This is a genomic window from Melioribacteraceae bacterium, assembly GCA_030584085.1.
In the GTDB taxonomy this organism is placed as follows: Bacteria; Bacteroidota; Ignavibacteria; order Ignavibacteriales; family Melioribacteraceae; genus SURF-28.
Genome location: CP129490.1, coordinates 3,374,337 through 3,399,887, shown reverse-complemented (window position 1 = coordinate 3,399,887; position 25,551 = coordinate 3,374,337). Strand labels below are relative to the sequence as shown.

Here is a 25,551-nt window from a genome sequence, read left to right as displayed (position 1 = left end):
AGTTACATCAGAAATATTGTTTGAAAAATTTGAAATAATTGAATGCTTCAAAAAAGACGAGCATGCAAGTGTTTATCTTGCCAACCATATTTATCTCGGCAAAAAAATTATTTTAAAAGTGCTTAACACAAAAACAATTTTTGATGAAGCTAAGATTGAACGCTTTAAAAGAGAAGCCAAAATTATGGCAAAGTTGGAAGACCCGAATATTATAAAAGTTCTCGATTTCGGAACCTTCAATGAATTCTTCTATATCTCTTTTGAATATTTCGAAAGCAAAAATCTAAGAGCATATATTAAAGACAAATCACTTTCGCTTGAACAGAAAAAAAATCTTGTTGTACAGTTATTTAAGGGATTAAATTATGCTCACCAAAATCAGATTATTCACCGCGATATAAAACCAGAGAATATATTAGTAAACGAAAAATCCGAGTTGAAAATCGGCGACTTTGGTTTGGCTTTAGCTTTGAATGACAATTTTGTAACAAGTCAATATACGATAGTTGGTACTCCGTGTTATATGTCTCCTGAGCAAGTACAAGGTGGAAAATTAACTTCACAAAGCGATCTTTTTTCTGCCGGAATTTTGGCATTAGAACTTTTTACCGAGAAAAATCCATTTTTAGGTGAGGATGTTAATCAAACAATCAGTAATCTGATAAACTATAATGTAGAAATTATAGAAGCTTATCTCATAAATCTCCCTGAAGAACTTCAACAAATTCTTAGAAAGTTACTTTCAAAGAAAACTGAGCGACGATATAAATCCGCAAAAGAAGTCTTGCAAGATCTTGAAATTCCGCTTAGTGAAATCAGAAGAACTCCTTTTTATTTTTTAAAAAACAGGAAAATATTATACAGCGTAGCAAGCTTGGTTCTTGTTTTAATAATTGCACTAATTTTTGTATTTGTTAGACAGGGTGATCAAATAAATGATGATCCATCACTATCTGAAAATTTTTCGGGTGAAAATTCTGTTAAAATGGATATAAGTATTGATGAGCAAGATGGTAACAAAGGATCGGAATTATCGATTGATAATTTGAATCCAAAAGTAGAAACAGTTCCAAGCGAAATTCCCGAAACTCGAGTTGAAGACTCCGAACCCGAAATCATTAATGATAATAATACTGAAAAGATTGCATCTATTGCTTTTGGTAATTTGTATGTAGAATGTATTCCTTGGGCGCACATCTATTTAGATGATCGACGTTTAGATACAACCCCGATTTCAGAACCAATAGATTTAAGGGCTGGAATTTATAATATAAAATTGGTTCATCCTGAGTATCCGGATTATTTGCAGACTATAGAAATAAAACCGGATGAAACTTCGAGAATTACAGTGAATTTAGACACACTTTATGGATACTTAGCCTGCAATGTTTTCCCGTGGGGAGATGTTTACCTAAATGATAAATTTTTGGGGCAAACACCTTTTGGCAATGTTGTTAAACTAATCCCCGGTTCACATGTTTTAACTGTCAAACATCCTGAGTATCCGGATGTCGTTGAAAGGATTAATATTATTAAAAGCGACACGTTGGTTGTACATGTTAATTTAACTGAGACCTTAAATAACAAATTTGGTGCGAACAACTAGATAGTGGTATAGTTGTTGTACATATTAAAACTCTAATGAAGAATCAAATTTTATACATATTATTTTCTTTTCATCTATTATGTGGTTACCTAACGGCAGATGAACCCACATGGCAAGTTACAGGGAAAATGAAATATCCTGTTTCGGGAGCGCAATCAGTTGTCAGGGATTCTTTAGTCTATGTAATAGGTGGATATTCTGATTCACTCCAGGCGAATGTTAGATGGATACAACAGTTTAATCCCGTAAGTGGTGAATGGTCTATTGTCGCGAATATGATTGAAAAGAGATACGGATTTTTTGCCGGAATACATGACGATAAGTTGTACATCTATGGTGGAATTAATGAAGTAAATCCAAATTCGTTTAATCTCGAAGAGTGGGATTTCGGAAGTCCAAACACGGTAGTTCATAACGAAAATGAACTATTTGATAGAGTATTTTCTACCGGCACTGTGTATAAAGATAATTTATTAATGATTGGGGGTTATGCAGCTTCACGTGGATCTAATGCTAACTTACCTTATATAGCAAATTTTGACTTTCATTCCATGGAAATATCTTCTGTCGACGATACTTCTTTTACAAGCAACGCATTGCCCGTGCAACAAATGTCAGTAGCAGTAAATGATAATCTGTTCTTGTTTGGTGGATCCTTTAATGGTGTTTTACAAAACTATGATATTATACAACTCGAAAATTTATCACGTTATTCGGTTGGATCAAGAATCATTACCCCCAGAGCGGCTGGTGTTGCTGTATATTCTTCCTATTCTGATTTGATTTATCTTATTGGTGGGTACAATGAAACAACTCCTGCGGTAGCTTCACTCGAAGTTATTTCAAATTATGATACTTACCCGCTTGTTTCAGCCGGTTCTCAACTAAACTATGCTAGAAGGAATCATGCTGCGGTTGTCTTAAATGAAAAAATATATGTATTTGGCGGAGAGAATGCATCAGGTAAAGTTATTGATTTTATCGAGGAAATTTATGCGGGTCCTGTAAGCGTAGTAGAAGAAAGTGAATTAATTAAAAACTTTAGCCTTTCCCAAAATTATCCAAATCCATTTAATCCGGAAACAAACATTTCCTTTACGCTTCAAAAAAGTATGGAAATACAGGTCGAGATATATAATACACTCGGAGAGAAAATTATAACTCTGGTTGATGGATCATTTCTCGCCGGGAATCATAGTATTAAATGGAATGGATCAAATCAAGAAGGAAAAGCTGTTCCAACCGGAGTTTATCTTTATAGCTTAATCGCAGATCATAATTTTATAACAAAAAAAATGTTGTTGTTGAGATAAATGCCGCGCCTAGCAAAGTTAATCTACATATTGTTTCTATTTTCTTTAGCAACAGCTCAAGAACAACCTTTAGATATTCTGACTCAAAAATATATTTCTTTTGAGTATAAAGAGGTTATCGAGTTGGCAGATAAAATGATCGATTCCGGGAATTATAATTCTATTCAATTGGTACAAATACTCGAGTTAAAAGGAATGGCTCATTATTCTTTAGGGGAGGAAACAATTTCCAAAACGGTTTTCGAAAATCTGTTGCGATTAAATTCGAACCATTCAATGGATCCAACTAGGATTTCCCCAAAAATTGTAAATTTTTTTAATGAAATTAAAGTAGCCTTTATAAATAATTTAGAACAAGAAAGACCAATTCTTGATTCTCTGAGATTAGTTAAACAAGAACTAATCACGGCTCAGAATAATTATAAAATAGCGGTTGTAAAAAACTTATTAGTGCCTGGTTGGGGGCATTTTGCAATGGATAAAACTACTGGAGGAATTATATACTCCGCACTTGGTCTTGGTTCAACAGCAACGGCAATATATTATATAATCAAAACAAATGACGCAAAGAACGCATACTTAAATGAAACAGATAAATTGTTGATAAATACAAAATATGATGACTACAATTCGTCTTATAAAGTAAGAAATTTATTTATAGTTGCCGCAGCATTGGTTTGGGCAGCTAGTCAAGTCGATTTATTATTCTTTACCGATATAACTACAAAACCCCATCAAGCAGTATCTTCACCTGAGATTACCTCGCAAGAGATAAGTATTGGATTTTCTTTTCCCCTGAATTAGTGCGCATAAATTGCGTTTACTACGAAATAATTTCGCATCATTTGAATTTAATATCTTGAATTAGCGTAAAAATAAGCCTGGCATCAAAATTGGCTAATAAAATCGAGTGGCGAATGAGACGAGAATTTTATCCTACAGAAATTTAACGGATTAATTAGTCTCAGTGTTCTTAAAATACTGAATAAACCTAAGAGGTTCGATTAAATTTAACATGGAAATTATTCCAGTTAAATTCGCTCAAATAATAATCCTGATAGTTTATTATTTATACTCTAGGGGGCAGCAGGTAAAAGAATTACTGGTATACTTTTACCTGCAGGTGAGTACCGAGTTGCCTAGATTTATAATGAATTCTTTTTGGCAACGTAGCTGCATCCGGTATTTACTTTTACTTGCTGCGTTTAACTCTTCAAAATTTGTTGAGGATGATTTTACGGTAAAATCATTTCTCAACTCCGGTTTGGGGAGAACTTATTCTGGTTAAGTTCTCCCCTTTTTTATATCAAGATATTTTAATGAAAATAATTCCTCCCAACGATGGGGAAGCGTAGAGTTCTATACGGGGGTATGGATTTTACGCTTCCTTTTTTTTATCAGAAAGAAAACTGCTTAACGTAACACACAAGGATTAATTGATTTATTTCTGTAATTAAGATATGTTTAAAGATTATTAATTCTCTAGCATTCATTTTCAAGTAATACGGAATTTTAATGGATTTCAAAAGTAAAGATTACGGCAAGGTTACGGTTATTACTGTTTATTTAACAAGAGCTACTTTACAGTACGCTGTTAGTTTTAAGGAGTTTGTACTTAGGCAACTTAATGAAGAAAATAAATTTCTCGTGGTTGATCTAAGTATGTGTGAATATTTAGATTCAACTTTCCTTGGCTCGCTCGTTAGTAGTTTGAAGAAAACTGTTGCATCAGGCGGTGATCTTAAATTGGTTTACAGTAATGAATTATCATCATTAATTTTTGAAATGACTAGTATGAATAAAGTCTTTGACGTACACAAAGATCTTGACGAAGCAATTTCCAGTTTTAATTTCAAAGATGATCAGGAAGGCAGTGCTGGTCTTAGTTGGCAGTAGTTTTAAGCAGGAACTATTTTATAAACTTTATCTCTGGGACGAATTAATTCCGTTGTTTTAAAAGTTATTTCATCACCTTTCTTACCCTCATTTATTTCGATTTCATCTTTTATTAATTGTCCGATTTTCATTTCTACTACTCCGGTGTTGGAACCGATGATATATATCATATCGTCTTTAACTAAATCTCCCGCCTCAAGTTTTACATGAGCAACAGAAGGCTCCTTAAAGTAATTAAGTACTTTGCCGATATAAACTTTTTTTGTCGTAGCAATACTTCCATATTTTTCCGCGTAGTCTTCATGACCGGGTCTGCCAAAATAAAAACCGTTTGAAAATCCACGGTTATAAACTTTTGATAATTCATTTTTTAGATTGGACTTAATTTCGGCTGTCAACTTATTCTCAAAATAGAGATCAATTGCTTTCCGGTAAACCGAGACTACTTTTGAGATATATTCCGGACTTCTTTTTCTTCCTTCTATTTTGAAGGAATCTATTCCCAATTCAATAAGTTTATCAATGAAATCAATTGTGCATAAATCCTTGGGTGAAAGAACATAATCCTCATCGACTATAAACTCAGCTTCACCGTCTTTATCTTTTATTTCAAACTCTCTTCTGCATGGTTGGATACATTCACCTCTATTTGCACTTGCTCCGAAACTATAATGACTAAGTAAACACCTGCCACTGACAGCTAAACACATTGCCCCGTGAATAAAAGCCTCAATTTGTATGTCGGTATTCTGCTTGATTTCATCAATCATCTCAATTGTACATTCTCTGGCAAGGACAATTCTTTTAGCACCCAGATTTTTATAGAAGTTTGCTGCAGATGAGTTTGATACTGATGCTTGTGTTGAAATACAAAACGGTATTTTCTTTTCAATACATTTTTGAATTACCGCAGTATCCCAACAAATTACCAAATCAACTTTGGATTCTTTCGCATTATCTAAAATCTCATCAAGGATATTCAATTCATTTTCGTAAACGATTGTATTTACAGTCAGGTGAACATCAACATTTCTTTGATGACAAAACATAACTATATCGGCAAGTTCATCGGAAGAGAAGTTCTTCGCCTTTGCTCTCATATTAAGTGCTTCAACACCTAAATAGACTGCATTACATCCGGCGTTAATTGCCGCCATTAAGGTCTCATGATTTGCTGCAGGAGCTAACAATTCTGGTTTTTTACATATGACTTTTTTATTCATTTACAAAGATAAGGATATACCAAATAAATTATATTGTAATCTATCCGGATGTAAGTTTAGAAAATTGTGTGTAAAGATTTTATTATCTTTATTGAATAATTTATAAGGGCTCGTAAAGATTACAGTGGCGAATGAATTTCTAAATATCCTTAGTGAAGTAGATATTCCGCTAATTGCAACGGACAAGGACGTCAAACTTATTTTTGCAAATGATTACGCACTTGAGTTATTTAGTTTGAAGTTGGGAAAAAGCTCAAAACCTTTTCATAAGTCCATAAAATTTTATCGTGAGGGTAATGTAGAAATTGACCAAGAACAATTGCCATTTATCACTGCAATCAAGAATAAAAGCTCAGTTTCAAATTATAAACTAAAGCATAGTGATTTAAATGGTACTGTTAGATGGTTCAATGCAAATTCTCTCTATATCAGTGCCATTGATAAGCAACCGGAGTTTGTTCTTACTTCGTTTTGGGATATTACACAAACAAAACAGATTGAAGATTGGTTTACAGAAACTACGCATAATATTGGCTCAGTACTATATTCATCTGATGCCGACGGTAAAAAATATAATTTTATCTCGGATGTCGCTTATAGAATGTTCGGTTATACTAGTGAGGATATCGTTTCTAACCGGATTAATCTTATTAGAAAAATAGACCCTGATTACATTAGTCGATTTAAAGAATTCATAAAAAAATTAAGAAATGGCGAAGACGCAATTATCGAATATAAGATGCATGATAAAAATGATAAGCCAATGTTTGTGCGGCACACGGGTTTCCCAATTAAAGAGAATAATGAGATTGTCCGAATTGTAGGAACTATTACAAACGTAACGGATGAATTCGAATATAGAAATAAGCTCGAAAAATCAGAAGAAAGATTTCGTCTTTTAATAGAAACAGCGGAAGACTTGATTTTCACCCTTAATAGTTATGGTTATTTCGTTACTGTTAATTCGCGGGGAGCAAGAACTTTAGGCTATACTCCGGATGAAATTGTTGGCAAACATTTTCTTGAATTTGTTGATGAGACCAATAAAGCCGATATAGCAATTTCATTTCAGCATATATTAAACCAAGAGGAGTTGACTTCGTTTGAAGTTCGTTTAGTTGACAAGTTTGAAAATATATTAACATTCGATATAAATGCACGCAACATCAAATCTGATGATGAAATTAAAGGATTAATAGGAATAGGAAGAGATGTTACAGATCGAATTAAGAACGAAAATAAACTTAAGGATCTGAACTCAAAGTTAATTGAAGCCAACAGAATGATTTCTATCGAGCAAGATAGAGCCAAACAACAGATTACAGTTTTGGAAGAACTCAATAGATTAAAAAATGAATTTGTATCGAATGTATCTCACGAATTAAGAACACCTCTTGCATCCATTGTCGGATTCGCTGAAACAATAGTTTCAGACGAAGATCTTCCTAGAGAAATGGTTGAAGAATTTAGTAATGTAATCTTATCGGAAGGTAAAAGACTGGCAAGATTGATAAATGATATACTTGATTTCTCTAAGTTAGAAACTGAAAGTGATGTTCTTGAAAAATCCGATTTCGATATTATATTAGTGCTTAATGAACTTAAAGAAAAGTGGTCTAAAACTGCTGAAGAGGAAGGAATAACCTTTTCTACTGAAATTCCGGATGCACAGATAATTATTAACGCCGATAAAGAAAGAATAAATAAAGCGATCACAAATTTACTCTCAAATGCAGTTAAATTTACAAATAAGGGCGGAAGAGTAACTTTAATGGCGAGGGATTTCTTGAAAGAGGTAGAAATAATTATCAGTGATACCGGAGTTGGTATTAAAAAAGAAGATATTCCGAAATTATTCCAGAAGTTTAGTAAAGTTGGCAGAACAGGAATGCAAATTCCCGGAGCTGGTTTTGGACTTGCTGCCGTTAAACAAATTATCGATTTGCACGAAGGTCTTGTAAAAGCAACGAGTGAACTTAATAAAGGATCAACTTTTATTATTAAGCTTCCCAAACGTAGTAGGAGGTAATGCTTGGAAAACACTGTATTCATTGTTGATGATGAAGAATCAATATTAAAATTGCTAACTCACTGGGTTAAAAGCAAGTGGGGATATAACGTTAGAACATTTACAAACGGAACTGATGCGTTAAACGCATTATCAGAAAATCCGAGTCTTATTCTATTAGACATTATGTTGCCTGATATAAATGGGAATGAGGTGCTTAAGCGAATTAAAACCACCAACCAAAACTTGCCTGTCATTATGCTTTCGGCACAAGGAAGTGTTGAGGTTGCTATTGAATCAATTCGACTCGGCGCGTACGATTATTTCCCTAAACCAATCGATCAAAACAGACTTGAACCGGCTATAAAAAATGCACTTACAAATTATGAATTAGTAAAAAGGATTAATGAGCTTGAAGAAAATCTTCAAAAGGAATATAGTTTTGATAATATTATATCCACAGATAATAGCATGCAAAAAGTCTTTAGATTAGTTTCTAAAGTATTGGATAATGATATTACCGTATTAATTCAAGGCGAATCCGGAACTGGGAAAGAACTAATTGCGAGAGCAATACATTATAACGGATCAAGAAAAGAGAAACCCTTTATCGTTGTTAATTGTGCTTCAATTCCAAGAGAATTATTGGAAAGTGAATTGTTCGGGCATGAGAAAGGTGCTTTTACCGGTGCACATCAACGTAAAATTGGCAAATTTGAACTCGGTAATGGCGGTACCATTTTCCTTGATGAAATTGGTGAAATGGAAATGTCATTACAAGCAAAAATTCTTAGAGTTATTCAACAAAAAGAATTTGAACGTGTCGGCGGCACGGAAGTAATTAAAACAGATGTAAGAATTCTTTCGGCTACAAATAGAGACCTTAAAGAAGCAGTTGACAATAAAGAGTTTAGAGAAGATTTATATTATAGACTCAGTTCATTCCCAATCTTTATCCCTCCATTACGCGAAAGAAGAGGCGATATAATTATTCTAATTGATTACTTCGTTAATAAATTCAATGATAAGCTGAGTAAGAATGTAAAAGGCTTTTCGAAAAGTGCATTAAAGGTTTTGTATGATTATGACTGGCCGGGAAACATTAGAGAATTGGAAAACCTCATAGAAAGATGTATAATTTTAACGGATCAAAATGAAATTGATATTTCTATTCTTCCTCCTCAAATTTCGGGACACTCATCTTCATCCTTAAGTATGAGCAACGGAGAATTGTTTGGCGATAACTCTCCGGTAATTCCATTTGAAAAGTTAAAGGAAGAAGCGATCAAACATGCCGTAAAAGTGACAAGCGGTAATATAGTTGAAGCTGCTAAGAAATTAAATATAGGTCGTGCCACACTTTATCGATTAATGGATAAGTATGGCATTGAAGCCAGTAGAGAAAATTAAAACGGTGAATAAATGATTCTAGAAGAAAGAATTGGTGATGTAATTGTAGAGATTATCAATGTTGAACGGGCTTCTATTCTTGAAGCAAACGAACTTAAGGATAAACTCAGCGAGGCAATGAGCGATGGTTATAAAAAAATAATTATTGATTTATCGGAATGTGATTTTGTCGATTCTTCTTTTCTTGGAGTTCTTGTTAACTCGCTTAAAAAAGTTGTTAAGCTTGAAGGCGATTTAAAATTAGTGGGATTTAGACCGGCGGTTAGATCAATGTTTGAACTTACAAGATTATTTAGAGTCTTTGAATCATTCAGCAGCTTACAAGAAGCAGTAAAAAGCTATTCACATATACAAAAATAAAATGGCAGAAGATTACCAAATATTATTAGTTGAAGACGAAGCAAATGTTGCAAAACTTTTTTCTTATAATCTTCAAAAAGCCGGCTTCAAGTGCGAGGTTGCTATTAACGGGGAAGATGGATTGGCTAAAGCAAAGGAAATCAATCCTGACATAATTATCAGCGATATTATGATGCCTGTCATGAATGGATTCGAATTTAGAAGACGTTTGCTGGACAATCCTGAATTAAAAAAAATCCCGTTTGTTTTCTTAACTGCAAAAGGCGAAGATGACGATATTCTTGAAGGATATGAATTAGAAATAGAAGATTACATCATAAAGACCTCCACTCCCAAAGTCGTAATTGCAAAAGTAAGAGCTATACTCCAAAGCAAAAAGAAAGAACGAGCTAAAACAGTTGAAGAAGTACAGAAGGCGGCCGGTTCGCTTGGTGCAAAAGTAGTTCCATCAGATTTTCCAAAATTTGAGGGATATGAGATTACACATTGGCATGTTCCCTTTGAAGGAACGCCCGGCGGTGATTTTATTGATTATGTAAATGTTGATGATGACTACTTGGTTGTTGTTCTTGGTGATGTTATGGGCAAAAAGTGGGGCGCTTGGTATTTTGCCGTTGCTTATGCCGGTTATGTAAGAAGTGCAATTCGGTTTGCTGTTGAATCTACAAAACAATTAAAAGCAGATGAGATTGTACAAAGTGTAAATAGATCTATATTTAAAGATGAGAGACTCTCTGAAGTATTTATCACACTCTCCATCATTTTGTTAAATAAGAAAGAGAAAACTGCCCACTATAGTGGTGCCGGAGATCTTCCGATTTTTGTTTCGAAGTATAATAATGTGGAAATGGTTAAATCAAACGGATTACTGTTGGGATTTAATGAGTTTGGTGATTACCAAGATATCTCATTTGATTTAAAAGAAGGGGATTCAATTTATCTCATATCCGATGGTATCATTGAATCAAGAAATCCGAGTACCGGAGAACAATACGGAAAGGAAAGATTTATGGACGTCATAAAACGTACTAAATCTACCGAAAATGCAATAGAAAAAATCAAATATGAATTTAATGAATTTACAACCGGGAAATACGAAGATGATGTAAGTCTGATTTGTATTCGCGGTATTTAGTTTTTATAAATAAAATGCTTTTAGTTTTGTGATTAGGTATTCATTCAATTCTTTCGTTATACTTACCTCTCGATATATATGTTCAATAGTCTCTTTATTAAATTTATCTAAATCCTCTTCTCTTGGCAATATCATTAATCCACTCATATCTACTGCTGCCGGACTCACAACAATCTTTTTGTTGTTTTCTAAATAATAAAAAGATGGGCGATGTTTTTTTCTCAAGAATATTATTAACCGCCATTTTTTATCTTCGAAAAGTGAAACAATATTTAACATTGGTTCGGAATTTCCCGGTACAACGGATCGTATAAAACTTATTAAGATAGAAAAGCTATTCATAATCTCAATGGAATCGTTCGACTCTATCAAAAAAATAAATCTCTTTGTTAATTCAATTGAATGAAAAGAAAGTTTTTTTCGCTCGATTGAAAGGCAAGAATTATCTTTACTTATATTCTTTAGTTGTTCAAATATTGGGAATGATTCTTTATTTCCCATCTGGAAATGAAGATGCTGTGGTATAGATGCACCACATTGCGGACCGTTATAAAATATTGCATACCGTTCACCTACATCTCTGCTTAACAATAATAAATCGTTCAAATATGAAGAGATCGATTGTGGCACATGTTTACATTTTGCAATAGTAAAATGTTCTTTAAAGATAGGGTAAGGATTTACAAGAAAATTATATTCTTTATAATACTTAATAAACTTTTGTTCATCCGGCAAATTAGTTTCACATAAAATACATTCATCTTGATCTTGTTTTAAACTCAGATCGGCGGTAGTAGATTTAACACGCTTCGGATTAAATTGTAATTTAATCGAGATGTTATTAATTAATTTTTCGTGAACAATTACAGATTTCAAATCAGCATAATTTTGTTTCGCCAAATCCCAATTATCTATTTGATGATCGAATAATCCACGTAGTCGATCAATAAGTGATTCGCCTTTTGCGTATTCTATTAATTCAACTTCCGATAAGAGATGGTTTTTCATTTTTTATTCATTTTTTGTCGTGCAAGAATTTCAAACGTTCTGATTTTATCTTTATAGAAATTATTCTCATTCACTTTCTCTATCGATAAATCAGAATCGGTATTTCCTTCCCATCTTCTGCAATTATAAATGGAATTATAAATTCGACCAACTTTGTATTCTCGTGAGATTGCCAAAGCTACTGCATAATCCTCACCATAACTTGTATTCGGAAATCCGATTGATCTTATTATCGGTGTATAAAATGACCGCGGGGCACCCAATCCGTTTATTCTAAGTGCATTGTTCATACCGTTTTCCGGTGTCCATTCTTTGTGGTCAATCAATCCGGGAGGTAATACTTCCAAGTTGAAATCTGTCATAGTGTAACTTCCAATAACCATAGCACATTTCTCCTTCTCAAAGGTATCAACAATTTGCGCTAAAGTATCGTTACTTGAATACATATCATCGCTATCCAACTGCACTGCAAATTTTCCGCAAGCTCTATGATCAATCGCAAGGTTCCAACATCCGCCGATATTAAGGTTTTTAGAGCCTGGTACAACAAGTATTACTTTATCATTTTGAGATTGATAATTTTCCAAAATTTCTCTTGTTCCGTCGGTTGAGTGATTATCAACAACAATAATATTGAATTGAAATCTTGTCTTTTGAGAAAGTGCTGAATCAATAGCATTACTTATTGTTTTAACACGATTTTTAACGGGGATAATTACTGACGCGGTTACCGGGAATTCATCTGAGAAAACACTAATTTCTTTGCCCGGACTAATTAAGGCATCAATTCTCTGTAGATGTTCGGTTGCTGCTTTTTCCATCTCAAGTTGGACATCTCTGTTTTTTGGATCCACATAATCGAATTGCTTTTCACCAGATTTTCTTAAATCAGTTTCTTCATGTGTGTAAAGTGCTTCAGGAATTCTAGTTAAAGAATATTGTTCAGCGATGCGTAATCTAAGATCATAAAATGCAGCGTACCTGTAATTATTTACGACGATATTGTTCTTCAACTCATTTTTTTTAAATAGAATTACTTTGCCAAAATCAAAATCATCTCGAATGCTTCCAACTTGATAATCAATAAGTTTATGAACTGAAAATTGTTCACCTTTCTTTTCAATGTAATCGCTGTACAAAAAAACCGAATTTGAAGATTCTGCAATTCTCAGAAGTCTTTTTAAAGAATTTTCAGAGAGATCTATTTTTGACTCTGATAAAACGAAAAGCACAAATTCGCTTTTACATTTATTTATGATTCTATTCAAATCGGCGGAATTATAAAAGCTGCTTATATCCTCATTGATAATAAAATTCTTAGGTAAATTTTCATGAGAATTTCTGTCACCAAGTATTAAAACTTGGTTAATCTCGTTAGAGTTTGACAACAAGTCAAATAGTTTCGGTGAGTTAACTAAGCAATTTGAGAATAGACAAATATCTAATTTAGGCATACCCAGTCGGATTATTTTTTACAATGTAAACTAAATAATAAAACTAAATCATACAAAACAGTTATTTGTTGAATTATTTGGAATGAATAATTGTTGAAAATGAAAAATGATGTGATCAAAAAAACACTGAGAGAGAAAAATTTTGTGTGAAAGACATAAACAACTAATTTAGCTAAAAAATATTTTATGCAAAAATGGCTCTTAATACAATAAAAATAAAAAGTTGTGATCTTAATCACAAACCAGTTAATTTTTTGAAACCATCTTGTAACTTAGATTTATAAAGAGACTGTAAAATAGATGAAAATTGTTCAAACTTTTTTACAGTCGCTAAGTCTAAAGCAACAATGAAAGAAACAAAGTATAAATATTATTTAGTATTAGTAATCTTCTTTTCCTTAGTCAGTTTTGGGGAAAGCTCAGATAATACTATAGTTAATGCTGAAAATTTAGTTACAATCGAAAGTTTTCAGCAAATCACAATAGCAGATGAAAATCCATTCATAGTTAATAGCATATCAAAAATTTTCTTTACACAATTTTACAGTAAACTTTTCTTTACAAATATACCGCAATCCTATGCGGTCATTCCCGTTGATCCGAGAGATAAGAATTACATTACTCGGTTCACCAGTAGCTTACAAGTATAAACTTATTTACAAGCGGGATTTATTCAGACAATCTTAATTTAGAACAAACAGAGGTAATATTTGAGTAAGATCAAAAAAATAGTGTTAATAATTATAATTTTATCGTCAGTCACTTTTATGGGAGTTAAGGTCTCCACGGCAGACGAAAATCATTTTGATTTAATGAATGAGTATCTTGAGAATAATAATTCTGAAGTAAATGAAACAATTAAAATAGATTTCGTAAAAAGCGGAACAATGGTTGCATCATGGTACGGACCAAAATTTCATGGCAAACAAACTGCAAACACTGAAATTTTTAACGAGTTAGCATATACTGCTGCACACAAAACTCTTCCCTTCGGTACAATGCTGAGAGTTAAGAATCCAAGAAATGGAAAACAGGTTATTGTAAGAATAAATGATCGTGGACCATATATTGACGGTCGCGATATAGATCTTTCTAAAGGCGCAGCAATTGCACTAGGAATGGTAGAAAAAGGAGTGATCCGAGTAGAAGTTGAAAAGTTAATTCCGCAGTACGCTTCACTTTGATTTATATCAAAAATTTAAAATAACCCATCGAAAGACGGGTTTTTTGTTCAGAAATAATTGATAGTTTCAAACGTTCTTGTTATGTTTACATAAATTTTCGGAGGGCTTACCGAAAAAATTTTGATAGCTACATAACACAATTCCACAAAAGGAGGATTTATGAAAAAAGTATTATTTACTGTTCTTGTTTTATTGTTGTCTGCATCATTTATTTATGGACAAACCGAAAAAGGTAAAATTGCCATTGGTATTGGTGGTGAAGTAGCACTTCCTTCGGGCGATGCAGCTGATGCCTCTGAAATCGGAACCGGATTTGGCGGTACAGCTAGATTTGAATATGGTTTTTCAAATAACTTAGTTGGTTTCGTTGATGCTGGTTATTTAATGTGGCCTGGAGATGAAGTTACTTATAGTTTCTTTGGATCTACTACAACAATGAAATGGGATTGGTCAGCAATAGTTGTTATGGGTGGTGTTAAGTATTTCTTTGCAAAAGGTTTATACGGTATGGCTCAAGCTGGTATCCATGCATTTACATTTGATGTTGAGACGACTGGTGCAGGTGCTGGTTTTGGAGATGCATCATCTTCAGAAAGTAAATTTGGTTTTGCGTTCGGTGCCGGTTACGAATTACCGCTTGGTTCAATGGCATTAGATTTGTCAGCTAAATATACTTTTGCAGCTTCAGATTTCAACTATATTGGTATTAGAGCTGGATTAAAATTCCCTCTTAAATAAGAGAATTTGATTTGTTAAAAAAAGGCGACTGAATAAGTCGCCTTTTTTGTTTTTAAACAAGTTTTATAATTCTACCATCTTTTTTATTTCTTCCATCGTAAATAGAGGCTTTAAAGTAAGACCTTCCGCTGCAAGTATATCAAAAGCTTTCGGATCACGTACAATGACACAGAGAACAGTATCAATATTGGCTCCTAACTCTCTTAACTCTTTCACACTTAATAAAATTTGTCCGCCCGTTGTAACAACATCTTCAATTACACACATTTGTTTACCGTCAAAGTTCATTCCTTCAGCAAGTTTTCTTGTTCCGTAATCTTTTGCTTTTTTTCTAACAAAGACAGTGGGAATATTTGTTTCAATAGAAAGTGCTGTAGAAAGAGGAATCCCTCCCATCTCTAACCCGCCCAATATTTCTGTGCTGGCAGGGATGAGATTTTTAAGCTCTCTTGCAATTGGAACTAATAGTCCGGGAATGGATTCAAACTTATACTTATCAAAATATTCATTTGAAATTTGACCGGAGCGAAGCAAAAATTCTCCAGTTATGTGTGAAACATTATAAATCTCAATCGCCAATTCATCTTTTGTCATGATACACTCACTATTTATTATTCGTTTTCATTTATCAATGAAGAAAATTTATTCAACTCATCGGCAAAATTTATGTGTGGATAAATTTTTTCCAGTTCTCTTATGTGATTAATATTTTCCTTAGCAAAATTTCTAGTTAAATCAGATTTCGGATTTCTGATTTTATGATTAGATGCTTGAATAATTTTGTCAATCTTACCGACTAAAGTTTGACAATCTTCACTAAAATAATTTTCATTAAACTTTTCCCAGATATACTTTATCGTTTCTTCACTTGGGTGAAACATATCTTTTGCATAAAATCGGTAATCTCTTAATTCATCAATCAAAATTTCATAGGACGGGAAATAATAAACATTGTCAAAATTATTAACAGCTTCATTAACAGCTAAGTGTAAACTTGATTTACTGAGTTGATTTTCATGAATGCCATCACGCCAATGCCTAACCGGAGAAACAGTAAGCACAAAACTTACATTTGAATTTACTTCTCTGATCAAGGTTATTAACTCAGATAAATATGATACATTTTCTTGAACAGACAAAAATTCTTTTTGAAAATTTCCTTGCGGTATTTTATGACAATTAGAAACTAAAATATCTTTTTCTATATGACGATAAACAAAGGAAGTTCCTAATGAAATTATAAACCAGTTAACATTTTCTAAAAACGAACGAACTACCTTAAATTTATTATTAATCCTTTGCAAAATTATTTCACTTTCGTGATGAGAAAAATCACTATGATGATAAAAACTATGCCATTCACTTTGATGAAATACCAGGTCATCAATAGTGAAAACCTTTTCATTTTTTGTAAACTCAATGGCGTTCTTAATAGAAGCGGTATTGTACAAAACACCAAAGGGATTAATCATAGACTTGAATTTATACTTTTGGAAAAACTCACCTACATTTTCAGCAAAACATGAACCAATGGTAAAGATTGAGTCATTGTGTTCAATTTTTCTTTTGCTTGGTTCAATCTGGATTTCTGTTCTGAATTTCATTCTAAAAATTATTAATAAAATTGGATAATAACTTACTACAACTCCATTTTTTGATGAATTCCATATTTTTTTGTATAATGAAAAACTATGCAACAGCTAAGTTCAAATGAAAAATATATAACAGCGGTTGGGGAAATTCTCTTTGATGTTTATCCAACTCATAAAAAACTTGGTGGTGCACCCTTTAATTTCATTTATCACATCGAAAAACTAGTTGGCAATGGAAGAATCATTTCAAGAATTGGTAATGATTCAGACGGTAAGGAAATTCTAAATTATTTGGAAGAGAAAAATATTAATACAGATTTTATTCAAATAGATGAGAAGTTTGAATCCGGAATTGTGAAAGTACTTTTAGATGATAATAAAATCCCATCGTTTGAAATTCTTAACAATCGAGCATATGATAATATTCAACTGAACGACACTATTGTGAATCTGATTCAAAACTCAAATCTATTATATGTCGGAACTCTTGCTCAACGAAACACAGTTTCGCGCGAAACAATAAAAAAAACACTTGAAATGAAGCGGAAAGTCTTTTGTGATTTAAACATTCGGCAAAATTTCTATTCAAAACAAGTAATTGAAAAGACACTTAATAGAAGTAATGTTGTCAAATTAAATGAAGCCGAATTAGAGTTGGTGACATATCTATTATTTAATGTAAAAGATGAAATTATGGCTTCTTCAAAAAGAATTCGGAATCATTTCGATTTGGATTTGCTTTGTGTTACTCTTGGCCATAAAGGCGCATATCTGTTTCGTGAAGATTCAGAAAGCTACTATAAAGTGGAAATTAATAAAATAGCTGATACAGTTGGTGCCGGTGATGCATATTCGGCAATGATGTGTCTTGGATATTTAAGGGATTGGGATCTGGATAGGATAAACATGTTTGCTTCGGAGTTCGCTGGCGAGATTTGCAAAATTCATGGTGCTATTCCTGAAAACGATGATTTGTATCAACTATATAAAGAGAAAATAAAATGAGCAAAAAAGGATTGTTCATCCAACTCTATAATATTCATGGATTAATAAGAGGACACAATTTGGAACTTGGAGTTGATGCTGATACCGGGGGACAGACAAAATATGTTCTTGAGTTGGCAAAATCTTTAAGTGAAAGAGATGATATTAGAAAAGTTGAGATTGTAACAAGAAGAATTGATGACAAGGAAGTCTCGAAAGATTATTCCGTCCATGAAGAAACTGTAAATGAAAAATTAACCATAGTTCGAATTCGTTGCGGTGGATTAAAATACATCCGAAAAGAATTACTCTGGCCGCATCTTGAAGAATTTGTTGATAAATCAATAAAATACATTAAAAGCAAAGAAGAACTTCCTGATATTATTCACAGTCATTATGCCGATGCTGGATATGTTTGCACAGAACTGACTAAATTTTTTGGTATTCCGCTAATCCACACTGGTCACTCACTGGGGAAAAATAAGCTTACAAATCTTTTGAAAAATGGTCTTAGGGAAGATGAAATTAACAAACGCTATAAAATGGATCAGCGCATCAATGCAGAAGAAAGTGTCATTTTCTTTGCTGATAGAATTATAACAAGTACAAAACAAGAAATCAAAAAGCAATACGGCTTATACGAAAACACAAATGAGGAAAAATTTGTTGTGATTCCACCTAGCGTGGGACTCGATAGATTCTATCCCTATAACGAAAAACGAGAATGGGATGAAGAAGAAAGTAAAATTCGAGATCATATAAGAGAGGAGTTGTGGCGGTTTTTTACCAATCTTAACAAGCCAATAATACTTTCTTTGTGCCGCCCGGAAAAGAGAAAAAACATTTCCGGTTTAATTACAGCTTATGGAGAAGATAAAGAACTGCAAAAAAAAGCAAACCTTGCAATCTTTGCCGGAATTAGAAAAGATATAATGAAGATGCCGGATATCGAAAGAGAAGTATTAACCGAAATGCTTTTATTATTAGACAAATACAACCTGTATGGTAAAATGGCAATTCCTAAACGTCACGATGTTCATGATGAAGTTCCGGAGCTTTATAGAATTGCCGCGGAATCTCGCGGAGTTTTTGTCAATTCAGCATTTAATGAACCTTTCGGATTAACTCTAATTGAAGCGGCTGCTAGTGGTTTACCTGTAGTAGCAACAGATGACGGAGGTCCGCGCGATATTTTAGCCAACTTAAATAACGGGGAACTTGTTGATGTTACAGAATCAAGAAATATAGCTGCAGGTATCCATAAAATATTAGACAATGAGATAAAATGGGAAAAATATTCACACTCCGGAGTTGAAAAAGTTGAAAAATTTTACTCTTGGAAAGCACATACAACCAAATATATGGATGTTCTCAAAGATCTTCTTGAAGAGTATAGTGAGGAACCAAAAACATTTATCTCAACAGGCAGAAAATTGTTGAACTATGACAAATTCATGGTTTTTGATATAGACGATACTTTACTGGGAAATCCGGATGCAGCCGAAAGAATGAAAAAAGTAATTTTAGAAAACTCTGATCATATAGGATTTGGAGTTGCGACCGGACGAACTATTGATTCAGCAAAAACAGTTCTAGCTGAAAATAATTTTGTGCTGCCAGATCTAATAATATCATCCGTGGGTTCTGAAATATATTATAGAAATAAAGAAGAATATGTTTTTTCAACCGGGTGGGAATCTCATATTTCGCAAGGATGGAAGCGAGAGCAAATTGTAGATTCACTCTCTGATTATGATTTTCTCGAATACCAAGAGGAAAACACACAACGTAACTTTAAAGTAAGTTTTTACATTGATAATGCCGAAAAAAATTATAGAAAAGTGGTTAACACTTTAGTGCAAAACAAAATAAAAGCAAATTGTATAATTAGTCACAAAAATTATTTGGATATTCTTCCGGCAAGAGCAAGTAAAGGAAGAGCGGTAAGATACATTGCATACCGATGGAATCTGCTTCACAATAACATACTAGTTGCCGGAGATTCCGGCAATGACGAGGATATGTTAACGGGCGAATTGCTTGGCGTAGTAGTAGGCAATCATGGTGATGAATTAAATAAATTGAAAAGTAGAAGAAGAATTTATTTTGCTAAAGCCGAAAGATCCGATGGGATTATTGAAGGTTTAGAATATTACAAATTTCTCGAAAGGTAATGGTTATAACTATGACTAAATTTTTAAAATCAATTGAAAAAAATTCGGGCATATTTTATGGGTTTATGAATTTCCTCGCTCAACAAGAGAAAAAGTTGTGTGTAAAAGGAAATATTTTGGAATACTTTTATACATATTCAAAGAAAACAGAATCTAAAGTTATTGAATTAGAAGATATCTTAAAAAGTTGTCAAGAATCAATTGCAATTCATGATTCAATCTACCTTGAAGTAAGAGAAAAAATTAGTCAAACTAGATTTTATTATGTAAATATTTCAGAACATTTTACGGAAGAAATAGCGACTAAAAATTATTTAATGGTAAAAGAGAAATTTATCGATTCAAGTAATTCAAATAATATTTTGAATCTGGATTTCTCCCCATTCTATGATAATAATCCCTTTGTGCGTGATACTAAAAATATAGGACAGGGAGTTGAATATTTAAATAGATATCTGTCAAGTCAACTTTTTAACGATACTGCAAAGTGGAAAAAACTTCTATTTAATTTTTTACATCTTCACAAATATGATGGTGAACAGTTATTATTAAATGATAGAATTAATGATGCGGATGAACTTAATGAACAAATTGACAAAGCTGTCAGATTATTAAAAGATTATGATGAGAATGTTTCCTTTAAAGAAGTAAAACATAAGTTGCAAGAACTTGGTTTTGAACCGGGACTCGGTAAAGATGTTAAAGAACTAAAAATCTGTTTAAACTTATTAGATAACATTCTTAACTCTCCTGATCATCAATCACTTGCCGAATTCATTGCTAGAATCCCAATGGTTTTTAAGATTGCAATAATTTCTCCCCACGGTTTCTTCTCTCAAACTAGCGCGATGGGTTTACCAGATACCGGTGGACAAGTAGTCTATATTCTTGATCAAGTTAAAGCTCTTGAGGAAGCATTAATTGATTCTCTTAAAAAATCTGGTATAAATGCACTTCCTAAAATTGTTGTGCTAACCAGATTAATCCCAAATCATATGGGTACTGATTGTGATAAACGACTTGAAAAAATCCACAATTCAAAAAATTCTTGGATACTGCGTGTTCCTTTCAGAGAGCATAATAAAAATGTTACCGATAATTGGATTTCTAGATTCGAAATATGGCCTTATCTAGAAGAATTTGCGGAAGATTCATACATAGAATTACTTGCCGAATTTGGATCTCGTCCGGATTTTATTATTGGCAATTACTCAGATGGTAACTTAGTATCATATTTATTAGCAAAGAGATTCAAAGTAACACAATGCTGTATCGCACACGCTTTAGAAAAAAGCAAATATCTTTTCAGTGCACTTTATTGGAAAGATTTGGAGCAATACTATCATTTCTCATTACAATTTTCAGCCGATCTAATTGCAATTAACTCTGCCAATTTTTTGATTACATCGTCATATCAAGAAATTGCAGGAACCGATGATTCAATGGGACAATATGAATCATACAAACATTTTACAATGCCGGGTCTTTATCGTGTTGAAAACGGAGTAAATCCGAAACACATGAAATTCAATATCGTTTCACCGGGGGTTAATCAAAATGTTTTCTTCCCTCCATCACAAAAAGAAGATCGAGTTGATGAAGTCACAAGATGTGTTGATGAAATGTTTTTTGAAAATAAAGAAGAATCATTTTTATGGGGAAAGTTAGCCGATCCGGATAAAGTTCCAATCTTTGCAATGTCTAGGCTGGATAAAATAAAAAATATTACCGGTTTAATTAGATGGTTTGGGGAATCAAAAGTATTACAAAATAAAGTAAATTTGATTTTAGCTGCGGGAAGAATAAACCCTGATGAATCTTCCGATAATGAAGAGAAAGAAGAAATTATTCTAACTCATGAGTTGTTAGAAAAATACAAATTGCATGATAAGGTTAGGTGGATCGGCAGACCTTTACGAAAAGACGAATCGGGAGAAGCTTATAGAAGAATTGCAGAGAAGAGAGGTGTCTTTGTTCAACCGGCATTATTTGAAGGATTTGGCTTAACCGTTATTGAAGCAATGACAACCGGAGTTCCGGTTTTTGCAACAAAATACGGTGGACCATTGGAAATTATTGAACATAAAGTACATGGCTTTCATATTGATCCCGCTAATGATGGTGAGTCTATTTCTGTACTAGAAGAACGAATAACAAAGATGATTGATGATCCAGAATATTGGGATAAAATTTCGAGTAATGCAATTAAACGCGTTGATGAAAAATATAATTGGCCCTTATATACAGAGAAACTTTTATCGCAATCAAAAATTTACGGTTTTTGGAAATACTCAACAGATCTGGAAAACAAAGGAATGGAAGCGTATCTTGATTTGTTTTATCACACAGTATTCAAACCAAGAGCAAAAGAATTATTAGAGGAACATTCAAGAAGATGATACAATTGTTCGAAGTTGGTTGAAAAATCATTTTAAAAGGAGCATCTTCTTTGTAGCTCTATGCTTGTTACCGATAATTAATTTATAAAAGTACAAACCGCTAGAAAGTTCGGTCGCATCAAAAATTACTTCATGATGACCCGGCAGCAGTTTATTATTAATGATAGTTGCAACTTCCTTACCTAAAATATCGTACACAATTAATTTTGTGTTTGACGTTTCACGTTTCACATTTGATGGTACAGTGAATTTTATTGTTGTACTCGGATTAAAAGGATTAGGATAATTTTGATGTAGTATAAAATTATTTGTTAAATCTTCCGCTTCAACACCGGTTGTAGTATCGGCAAACTTTTGTTCTATTAAATCCCACAATTCTGTTCTATTACCATCTTTGCCTAGTGACCAAATTCCAATCCCACCGAAATTATTCTCAATCGCAAAATCATATTTTAATGCTAGCGAAGGTGAGGTATCCATCCAAATGAGTTTAAACTTATTTCCCTGAGGTCCCAAAACATAAGTGGTTTGTGAAATTCCATCAAATTTAACATAGTTATAATCTGCAAATAAGTAATGAACATCGGCATAATCAACATGGCCGACCCAATTTGAATTGGGTTCACCCTCGGGATTCACATTTGCATAATTATCATTTGTATCTACTAACCACTCGGCACCGTAATAAGGAACGCCAAGAATTATTTTTATTGGGTCTACATTATAATAATCTGTTGAAATTGTTCTTACATAATTGTAAGGACTATAATTATTATTTCCGGTTAAAGGGGCAACGGGACCCGCGTTTGTACTCCAGCTTCCATGATAATCATAAGCCATTATAAAAAGGTAATCGCAAATTTCCGAAAGCTCTTTTAACTTCCATCTATTTCCCCAATTGACGGCTGGTGTGGCAAAAGATAATTCTTTATCGATTAACCAAGTGCTCAACGAATCCCGAAGTTCCTGCATAAAATTATTTATTGGATCGCCGCGCTCGCTTAACTTAAGATTTTCGAAATCGATATTAATTCCATCTAAATTATAGTCTGAGATTAAATCGTGTACTTCATCAAAGAAAATATTTTTATTTGACTGATTGTTGATGAGTGAACTTACAAGATTACTATCTGTTTCAGTTAATGATAAATTGGAGACTGTCAAAATCACTTTTACATCATTTGATTGAGCTTCATTAATAATAGATAGCCAATCGTCAGGCCAATTATATGGAGGGATGAGTGAACCATCGCTGTTTAAAACAAAATCAAAAATTGCAATGTGGGATAATAAATCCAATCTAATATTAGCGCTACTCAATTCCCAATAAGGTAAGTAACCGAAAATATTTTTCTTTAACAAATTTTTGTAATTCTTTGTATTAAGTTTAAGATTACTCGGACTAATATTGTCTCTATGCTTGAATTTATCAAAATGATGTGAGCTAACTTGAGCCGGACTAATTAGGCTAAACCAAAGCATTAACAAAATAATATTGTTGAATGTTTTTATCATATTATTAAAGCTAACTAATTTTTTGATTGTTTTTTACGACTATATAAAATAATTTCTTTGATCAAAACAAAATGGTAAGCTATGAAAGGAAAATCAACACTAATATTAATTACCCTTCTTCTTTTTTCTCTCGCACTTTTCTCACAAGAAAATATATCACAAAAACATAATTATGGGATTGTAATTCATGGTGGTGCTGGGTCTATTGTTCCCGGAAGATATACTCCTGAAGAAGAGGAAGAATATCGCATCAAATTAAACGAAGCTTTAGATGCCGGGTTTAAGATTTTAGAAAAAAACGGAAGCAGCCTGGATGCAGTTGAAGCAGCTATTAAAATCCTTGAAGATTCACCACTTTTTAATGCTGGTAAAGGATCAGTATTTACCTCTAACGGATTAAACGAACTTGATGCCTCAATAATGAATGGCAAAACTTTAGAAGCCGGTGCAGTGGCAGGATTAAGGCATATTCGAAACCCGATTTCACTCGCAAGAGCTGTAATGGAAAAATCAAAGCATGTTATGTTAATTAGTAATGGAGCCGAACAGTTTGCAATTCAAAATGGATTTGAACTTGTAGATTCCTCTTATTTCTTTACTCAAGAACGGTGGGATGATTTACAGCGAGTATTAGAAAATGAAAAAAATGGACAGTCGTTTCTGAATGATCCTGAATCGAAATTTGGAACTGTAGGTGCTGCTGCTTTGGATAAGCATGGAAATCTTGCTGCAGGGACTTCTACCGGAGGTATGACAAATAAAAAATTCGGAAGAGTGGGAGATGTGCCGGTAATTGGAGCTGGTACTTATGCAAATAATAATACATGTGCAATTTCCGCAACCGGGCATGGGGAATACTTTATTAGACTTGGTGTTGCTCGAGACATTTCGGCGATGATGGAATATCAAAACAAAACTTTACAACAAGCTGCGGATGAGGTTATTTTTGAAAAACTGCACGAGCTAGGAGGAACCGGAGGTGTTATAGCAATTGATAAAGAGGGTAACATCGTTATGCCGTTTAACACACCGGGAATGTTCCGCGGATTTAAATTAGAGGGGAAAGATCCTGTTGTATTATTCTTCAAGGATAATCAATAACTAACTTAAGGAGGGGGCTATGTATATAGCCGATGTGAATTATTTAGCAGTAATTGTTTCAGCAATTGCGGCAATGTTTGTCGGTGCTATGTGGTACGGACCGCTGTTCGGTAAAATGTGGATGGGATATATGGGTAAAACCGAAGAGCAACTGAAAGAAGGATTTAATCCGGCTAAAACTTATAGTTTGGCCCTGCTTGGACATTTTGTCTCCCTTGCTGTAATGGCAAACTTGTTTGTGTATCTAAATGTGGTAACTCTCGGTGCAGCTTTGCATACGGCTTTCTGGACATGGCTCGGATTTACTTTTGCTACAAATTTTATCACCGGTTTATTCGAAGACAAAAAATTTGGTCTTCTTGTTATAGATGAAGTTTATCATCTTGTGGTTTTCTTAGTTGGTGCTGTTATTATTTATGTTTGGTAAGTTATTGACAATAGAGACGACTCA

General features: G+C 33.3%; 22 protein-coding genes. 16 read left to right on the top strand and 6 right to left on the bottom strand.

Annotated features, from left to right (window positions below; all coding sequences use genetic code 11):
• Positions 1-16 precede the first annotated feature (16 nt).
• From QY331_15235 to QY331_15220, 4 genes are all read left to right on the top strand, one after another.
• Entirely contained in the window at positions 17-1,606 is a 1,590-nt protein-coding gene (locus tag QY331_15235) for a serine/threonine-protein kinase (GenBank protein WKZ69314.1), read from the top strand.
• A 35-nt stretch (positions 1,607-1,641) separates the two neighbouring features.
• Positions 1,642-2,919, top strand: a complete 1,278-nt coding sequence (locus QY331_15230; protein ID WKZ69313.1) for a kelch repeat-containing protein — start codon at positions 1,642-1,644, stop codon at positions 2,917-2,919.
• The gene (locus QY331_15225; protein ID WKZ69312.1) at positions 2,920-3,723 is read left to right on the top strand and encodes a hypothetical protein; all 804 of its coding nucleotides are present in this window, start codon (positions 2,920-2,922) and stop codon (positions 3,721-3,723) included.
• 711 nt (positions 3,724-4,434) lie between these two features.
• Positions 4,435-4,815 (top strand): STAS domain-containing protein, encoded by a 381-nt coding sequence (locus tag QY331_15220; protein WKZ69311.1) that lies wholly within the window; start codon positions 4,435-4,437, stop codon positions 4,813-4,815.
• 2 nt (positions 4,816-4,817) lie between these two features.
• Here the strand turns inward: QY331_15220 and QY331_15215 are convergent, their stop codons facing one another.
• Positions 4,818-5,972, bottom strand: coding sequence for a peptidase U32 family protein (locus QY331_15215; protein ID WKZ69310.1), 1,155 nt, complete (start codon positions 5,970-5,972; stop codon positions 4,818-4,820).
• A gap of 190 nt (positions 5,973-6,162) precedes the next feature.
• On the opposite strand from QY331_15215, the gene QY331_15210 reads away from it, so the two are divergent.
• From QY331_15210 to QY331_15195, 4 genes are read left to right on the top strand one after another with little or no spacing between them, the layout of a single operon-like run.
• Positions 6,163-8,067, top strand: a complete 1,905-nt coding sequence (locus QY331_15210) for a PAS domain-containing sensor histidine kinase (protein ID WKZ69309.1) — start codon at positions 6,163-6,165, stop codon at positions 8,065-8,067.
• A gap of 3 nt (positions 8,068-8,070) precedes the next feature.
• Positions 8,071-9,456, top strand: a complete 1,386-nt coding sequence (locus tag QY331_15205; GenBank protein WKZ69308.1) for a sigma-54 dependent transcriptional regulator — start codon at positions 8,071-8,073, stop codon at positions 9,454-9,456.
• A gap of 12 nt (positions 9,457-9,468) precedes the next feature.
• Positions 9,469-9,816 (top strand): STAS domain-containing protein, encoded by a 348-nt coding sequence (locus tag QY331_15200; GenBank protein ID WKZ69307.1) that lies wholly within the window; start codon positions 9,469-9,471, stop codon positions 9,814-9,816.
• Between the two features lies 1 nt (position 9,817).
• Complete coding sequence (locus QY331_15195; GenBank protein WKZ69306.1) at positions 9,818-10,951, top strand: SpoIIE family protein phosphatase; 1,134 nt, start codon at positions 9,818-9,820, stop codon at positions 10,949-10,951.
• A gap of 3 nt (positions 10,952-10,954) precedes the next feature.
• On the opposite strand, the gene QY331_15190 is transcribed toward QY331_15195, so the two are convergent.
• Together QY331_15190 and QY331_15185 are read right to left on the bottom strand one after the other, a co-directional pair.
• Positions 10,955-11,959 (bottom strand): DUF4922 domain-containing protein, encoded by a 1,005-nt coding sequence (locus QY331_15190; GenBank protein WKZ69305.1) that lies wholly within the window; start codon positions 11,957-11,959, stop codon positions 10,955-10,957.
• Entirely contained in the window at positions 11,956-13,413 is a 1,458-nt protein-coding gene (locus tag QY331_15185) for a glycosyltransferase family A protein (GenBank protein WKZ69304.1), read from the bottom strand. Before QY331_15185 ends, QY331_15190 begins: the two co-directional genes overlap by 4 nt.
• Positions 13,414-13,760: 347 nt before the next feature.
• Between QY331_15185 and QY331_15180 the strand changes: the two genes are divergently transcribed.
• From QY331_15180 to QY331_15170, 3 genes are all read left to right on the top strand, one after another.
• A complete protein-coding gene (locus QY331_15180; GenBank protein ID WKZ69303.1) occupies positions 13,761-14,063 on the top strand; it encodes a hypothetical protein in 303 nt (100 codons plus the stop codon).
• A gap of 60 nt (positions 14,064-14,123) precedes the next feature.
• Positions 14,124-14,597 carry a septal ring lytic transglycosylase RlpA family protein gene (locus QY331_15175; GenBank protein WKZ69302.1) on the top strand — a complete coding sequence of 158 codons (474 nt, stop codon included), beginning with the start codon at positions 14,124-14,126 and terminating at the stop codon, positions 14,595-14,597.
• A gap of 159 nt (positions 14,598-14,756) precedes the next feature.
• A complete protein-coding gene (locus QY331_15170) occupies positions 14,757-15,335 on the top strand; it encodes an outer membrane beta-barrel protein (GenBank protein WKZ69301.1) in 579 nt (192 codons plus the stop codon).
• A 63-nt stretch (positions 15,336-15,398) separates the two neighbouring features.
• On the opposite strand, the gene pyrE is transcribed toward QY331_15170, so the two are convergent.
• Positions 15,399-15,929, bottom strand: a complete 531-nt coding sequence (gene pyrE, locus QY331_15165; GenBank protein WKZ69300.1) for an orotate phosphoribosyltransferase — start codon at positions 15,927-15,929, stop codon at positions 15,399-15,401.
• 17 nt (positions 15,930-15,946) lie between these two features.
• Positions 15,947-16,939 carry a GSCFA domain-containing protein gene (locus QY331_15160; GenBank protein ID WKZ69299.1) on the bottom strand — a complete coding sequence of 331 codons (993 nt, stop codon included), beginning with the start codon at positions 16,937-16,939 and terminating at the stop codon, positions 15,947-15,949.
• A gap of 87 nt (positions 16,940-17,026) precedes the next feature.
• Between QY331_15160 and QY331_15155 the strand changes: the two genes are divergently transcribed.
• The 3 genes from QY331_15155 to QY331_15145 are packed head-to-tail and all read left to right on the top strand — an operon-like array spanning position 17,027 to position 22,484.
• Positions 17,027-17,932: a PfkB family carbohydrate kinase gene (locus QY331_15155; protein WKZ69298.1), complete on the top strand. Its 906-nt coding sequence runs from the start codon at positions 17,027-17,029 to the stop codon at positions 17,930-17,932.
• Positions 17,929-20,085: an HAD-IIB family hydrolase gene (locus tag QY331_15150; protein ID WKZ69297.1), complete on the top strand. Its 2,157-nt coding sequence runs from the start codon at positions 17,929-17,931 to the stop codon at positions 20,083-20,085. Before QY331_15155 ends, QY331_15150 begins: the two co-directional genes overlap by 4 nt.
• A gap of 11 nt (positions 20,086-20,096) precedes the next feature.
• On the top strand, positions 20,097-22,484 hold the full coding sequence (locus tag QY331_15145) for a sucrose synthase (GenBank protein WKZ69296.1): 2,388 nt from the start codon (positions 20,097-20,099) through the stop codon (positions 22,482-22,484).
• 27 nt (positions 22,485-22,511) lie between these two features.
• Here QY331_15145 and QY331_15140 read toward each other — a convergent pair whose 3' ends face one another.
• Complete coding sequence (locus QY331_15140) at positions 22,512-23,999, bottom strand: glycosyl hydrolase family 18 protein (GenBank protein WKZ69295.1); 1,488 nt, start codon at positions 23,997-23,999, stop codon at positions 22,512-22,514.
• A gap of 81 nt (positions 24,000-24,080) precedes the next feature.
• Here QY331_15140 and QY331_15135 point away from each other — a divergent pair, with 81 nt between their 5' ends.
• Together QY331_15135 and QY331_15130 are read left to right on the top strand one after the other, a co-directional pair.
• Entirely contained in the window at positions 24,081-25,100 is a 1,020-nt protein-coding gene (locus QY331_15135) for an isoaspartyl peptidase/L-asparaginase (GenBank protein ID WKZ69294.1), read from the top strand.
• Between the two features lie 19 nt (positions 25,101-25,119).
• A complete protein-coding gene (locus QY331_15130; protein WKZ69293.1) occupies positions 25,120-25,527 on the top strand; it encodes a DUF1761 domain-containing protein in 408 nt (135 codons plus the stop codon).
• Positions 25,528-25,551: the final 24 nt, after the last annotated feature.

Excerpts from the sequence above, each read along its gene's own strand:
- QY331_15130 (WKZ69293.1), top strand. The coding sequence starts at position 25,120 with ATGTATATAGCCGATGTGAATTATTTAGCAGTAATTGTTTCAGCAATT.
- QY331_15150 (WKZ69297.1), top strand. The coding sequence starts at position 17,929 with ATGAGCAAAAAAGGATTGTTCATCCAACTCTATAATATTCATGGATTA.
- QY331_15155 (WKZ69298.1), top strand. The coding sequence starts at position 17,027 with ATGCAACAGCTAAGTTCAAATGAAAAATATATAACAGCGGTTGGGGAA.
- QY331_15140 (WKZ69295.1), bottom strand. The coding sequence starts at position 23,999 with ATGATAAAAACATTCAACAATATTATTTTGTTAATGCTTTGGTTTAGC.
- QY331_15170 (WKZ69301.1), top strand. The coding sequence starts at position 14,757 with ATGAAAAAAGTATTATTTACTGTTCTTGTTTTATTGTTGTCTGCATCA.
- QY331_15230 (WKZ69313.1), top strand. The coding sequence starts at position 1,642 with ATGAAGAATCAAATTTTATACATATTATTTTCTTTTCATCTATTATGT.
- QY331_15135 (WKZ69294.1), top strand. The coding sequence starts at position 24,081 with ATGAAAGGAAAATCAACACTAATATTAATTACCCTTCTTCTTTTTTCT.
- QY331_15225 (WKZ69312.1), top strand. The coding sequence starts at position 2,920 with ATGCCGCGCCTAGCAAAGTTAATCTACATATTGTTTCTATTTTCTTTA.
- QY331_15195 (WKZ69306.1), top strand. The coding sequence starts at position 9,818 with ATGGCAGAAGATTACCAAATATTATTAGTTGAAGACGAAGCAAATGTT.
- QY331_15145 (WKZ69296.1), top strand. The coding sequence starts at position 20,097 with ATGACTAAATTTTTAAAATCAATTGAAAAAAATTCGGGCATATTTTAT.
- QY331_15200 (WKZ69307.1), top strand. The coding sequence starts at position 9,469 with ATGATTCTAGAAGAAAGAATTGGTGATGTAATTGTAGAGATTATCAAT.
- QY331_15190 (WKZ69305.1), bottom strand. The coding sequence starts at position 11,959 with ATGAAAAACCATCTCTTATCGGAAGTTGAATTAATAGAATACGCAAAA.
- QY331_15215 (WKZ69310.1), bottom strand. The coding sequence starts at position 5,972 with ATGGCGGCAATTAACGCCGGATGTAATGCAGTCTATTTAGGTGTTGAA.
- QY331_15220 (WKZ69311.1), top strand. The coding sequence starts at position 4,435 with ATGGATTTCAAAAGTAAAGATTACGGCAAGGTTACGGTTATTACTGTT.
- QY331_15185 (WKZ69304.1), bottom strand. The coding sequence starts at position 13,413 with ATGCCTAAATTAGATATTTGTCTATTCTCAAATTGCTTAGTTAACTCA.
- QY331_15180 (WKZ69303.1), top strand. The coding sequence starts at position 13,761 with ATGAAAGAAACAAAGTATAAATATTATTTAGTATTAGTAATCTTCTTT.
- pyrE (WKZ69300.1), bottom strand. The coding sequence starts at position 15,929 with ATGACAAAAGATGAATTGGCGATTGAGATTTATAATGTTTCACACATA.
- QY331_15160 (WKZ69299.1), bottom strand. The coding sequence starts at position 16,939 with ATGAAATTCAGAACAGAAATCCAGATTGAACCAAGCAAAAGAAAAATT.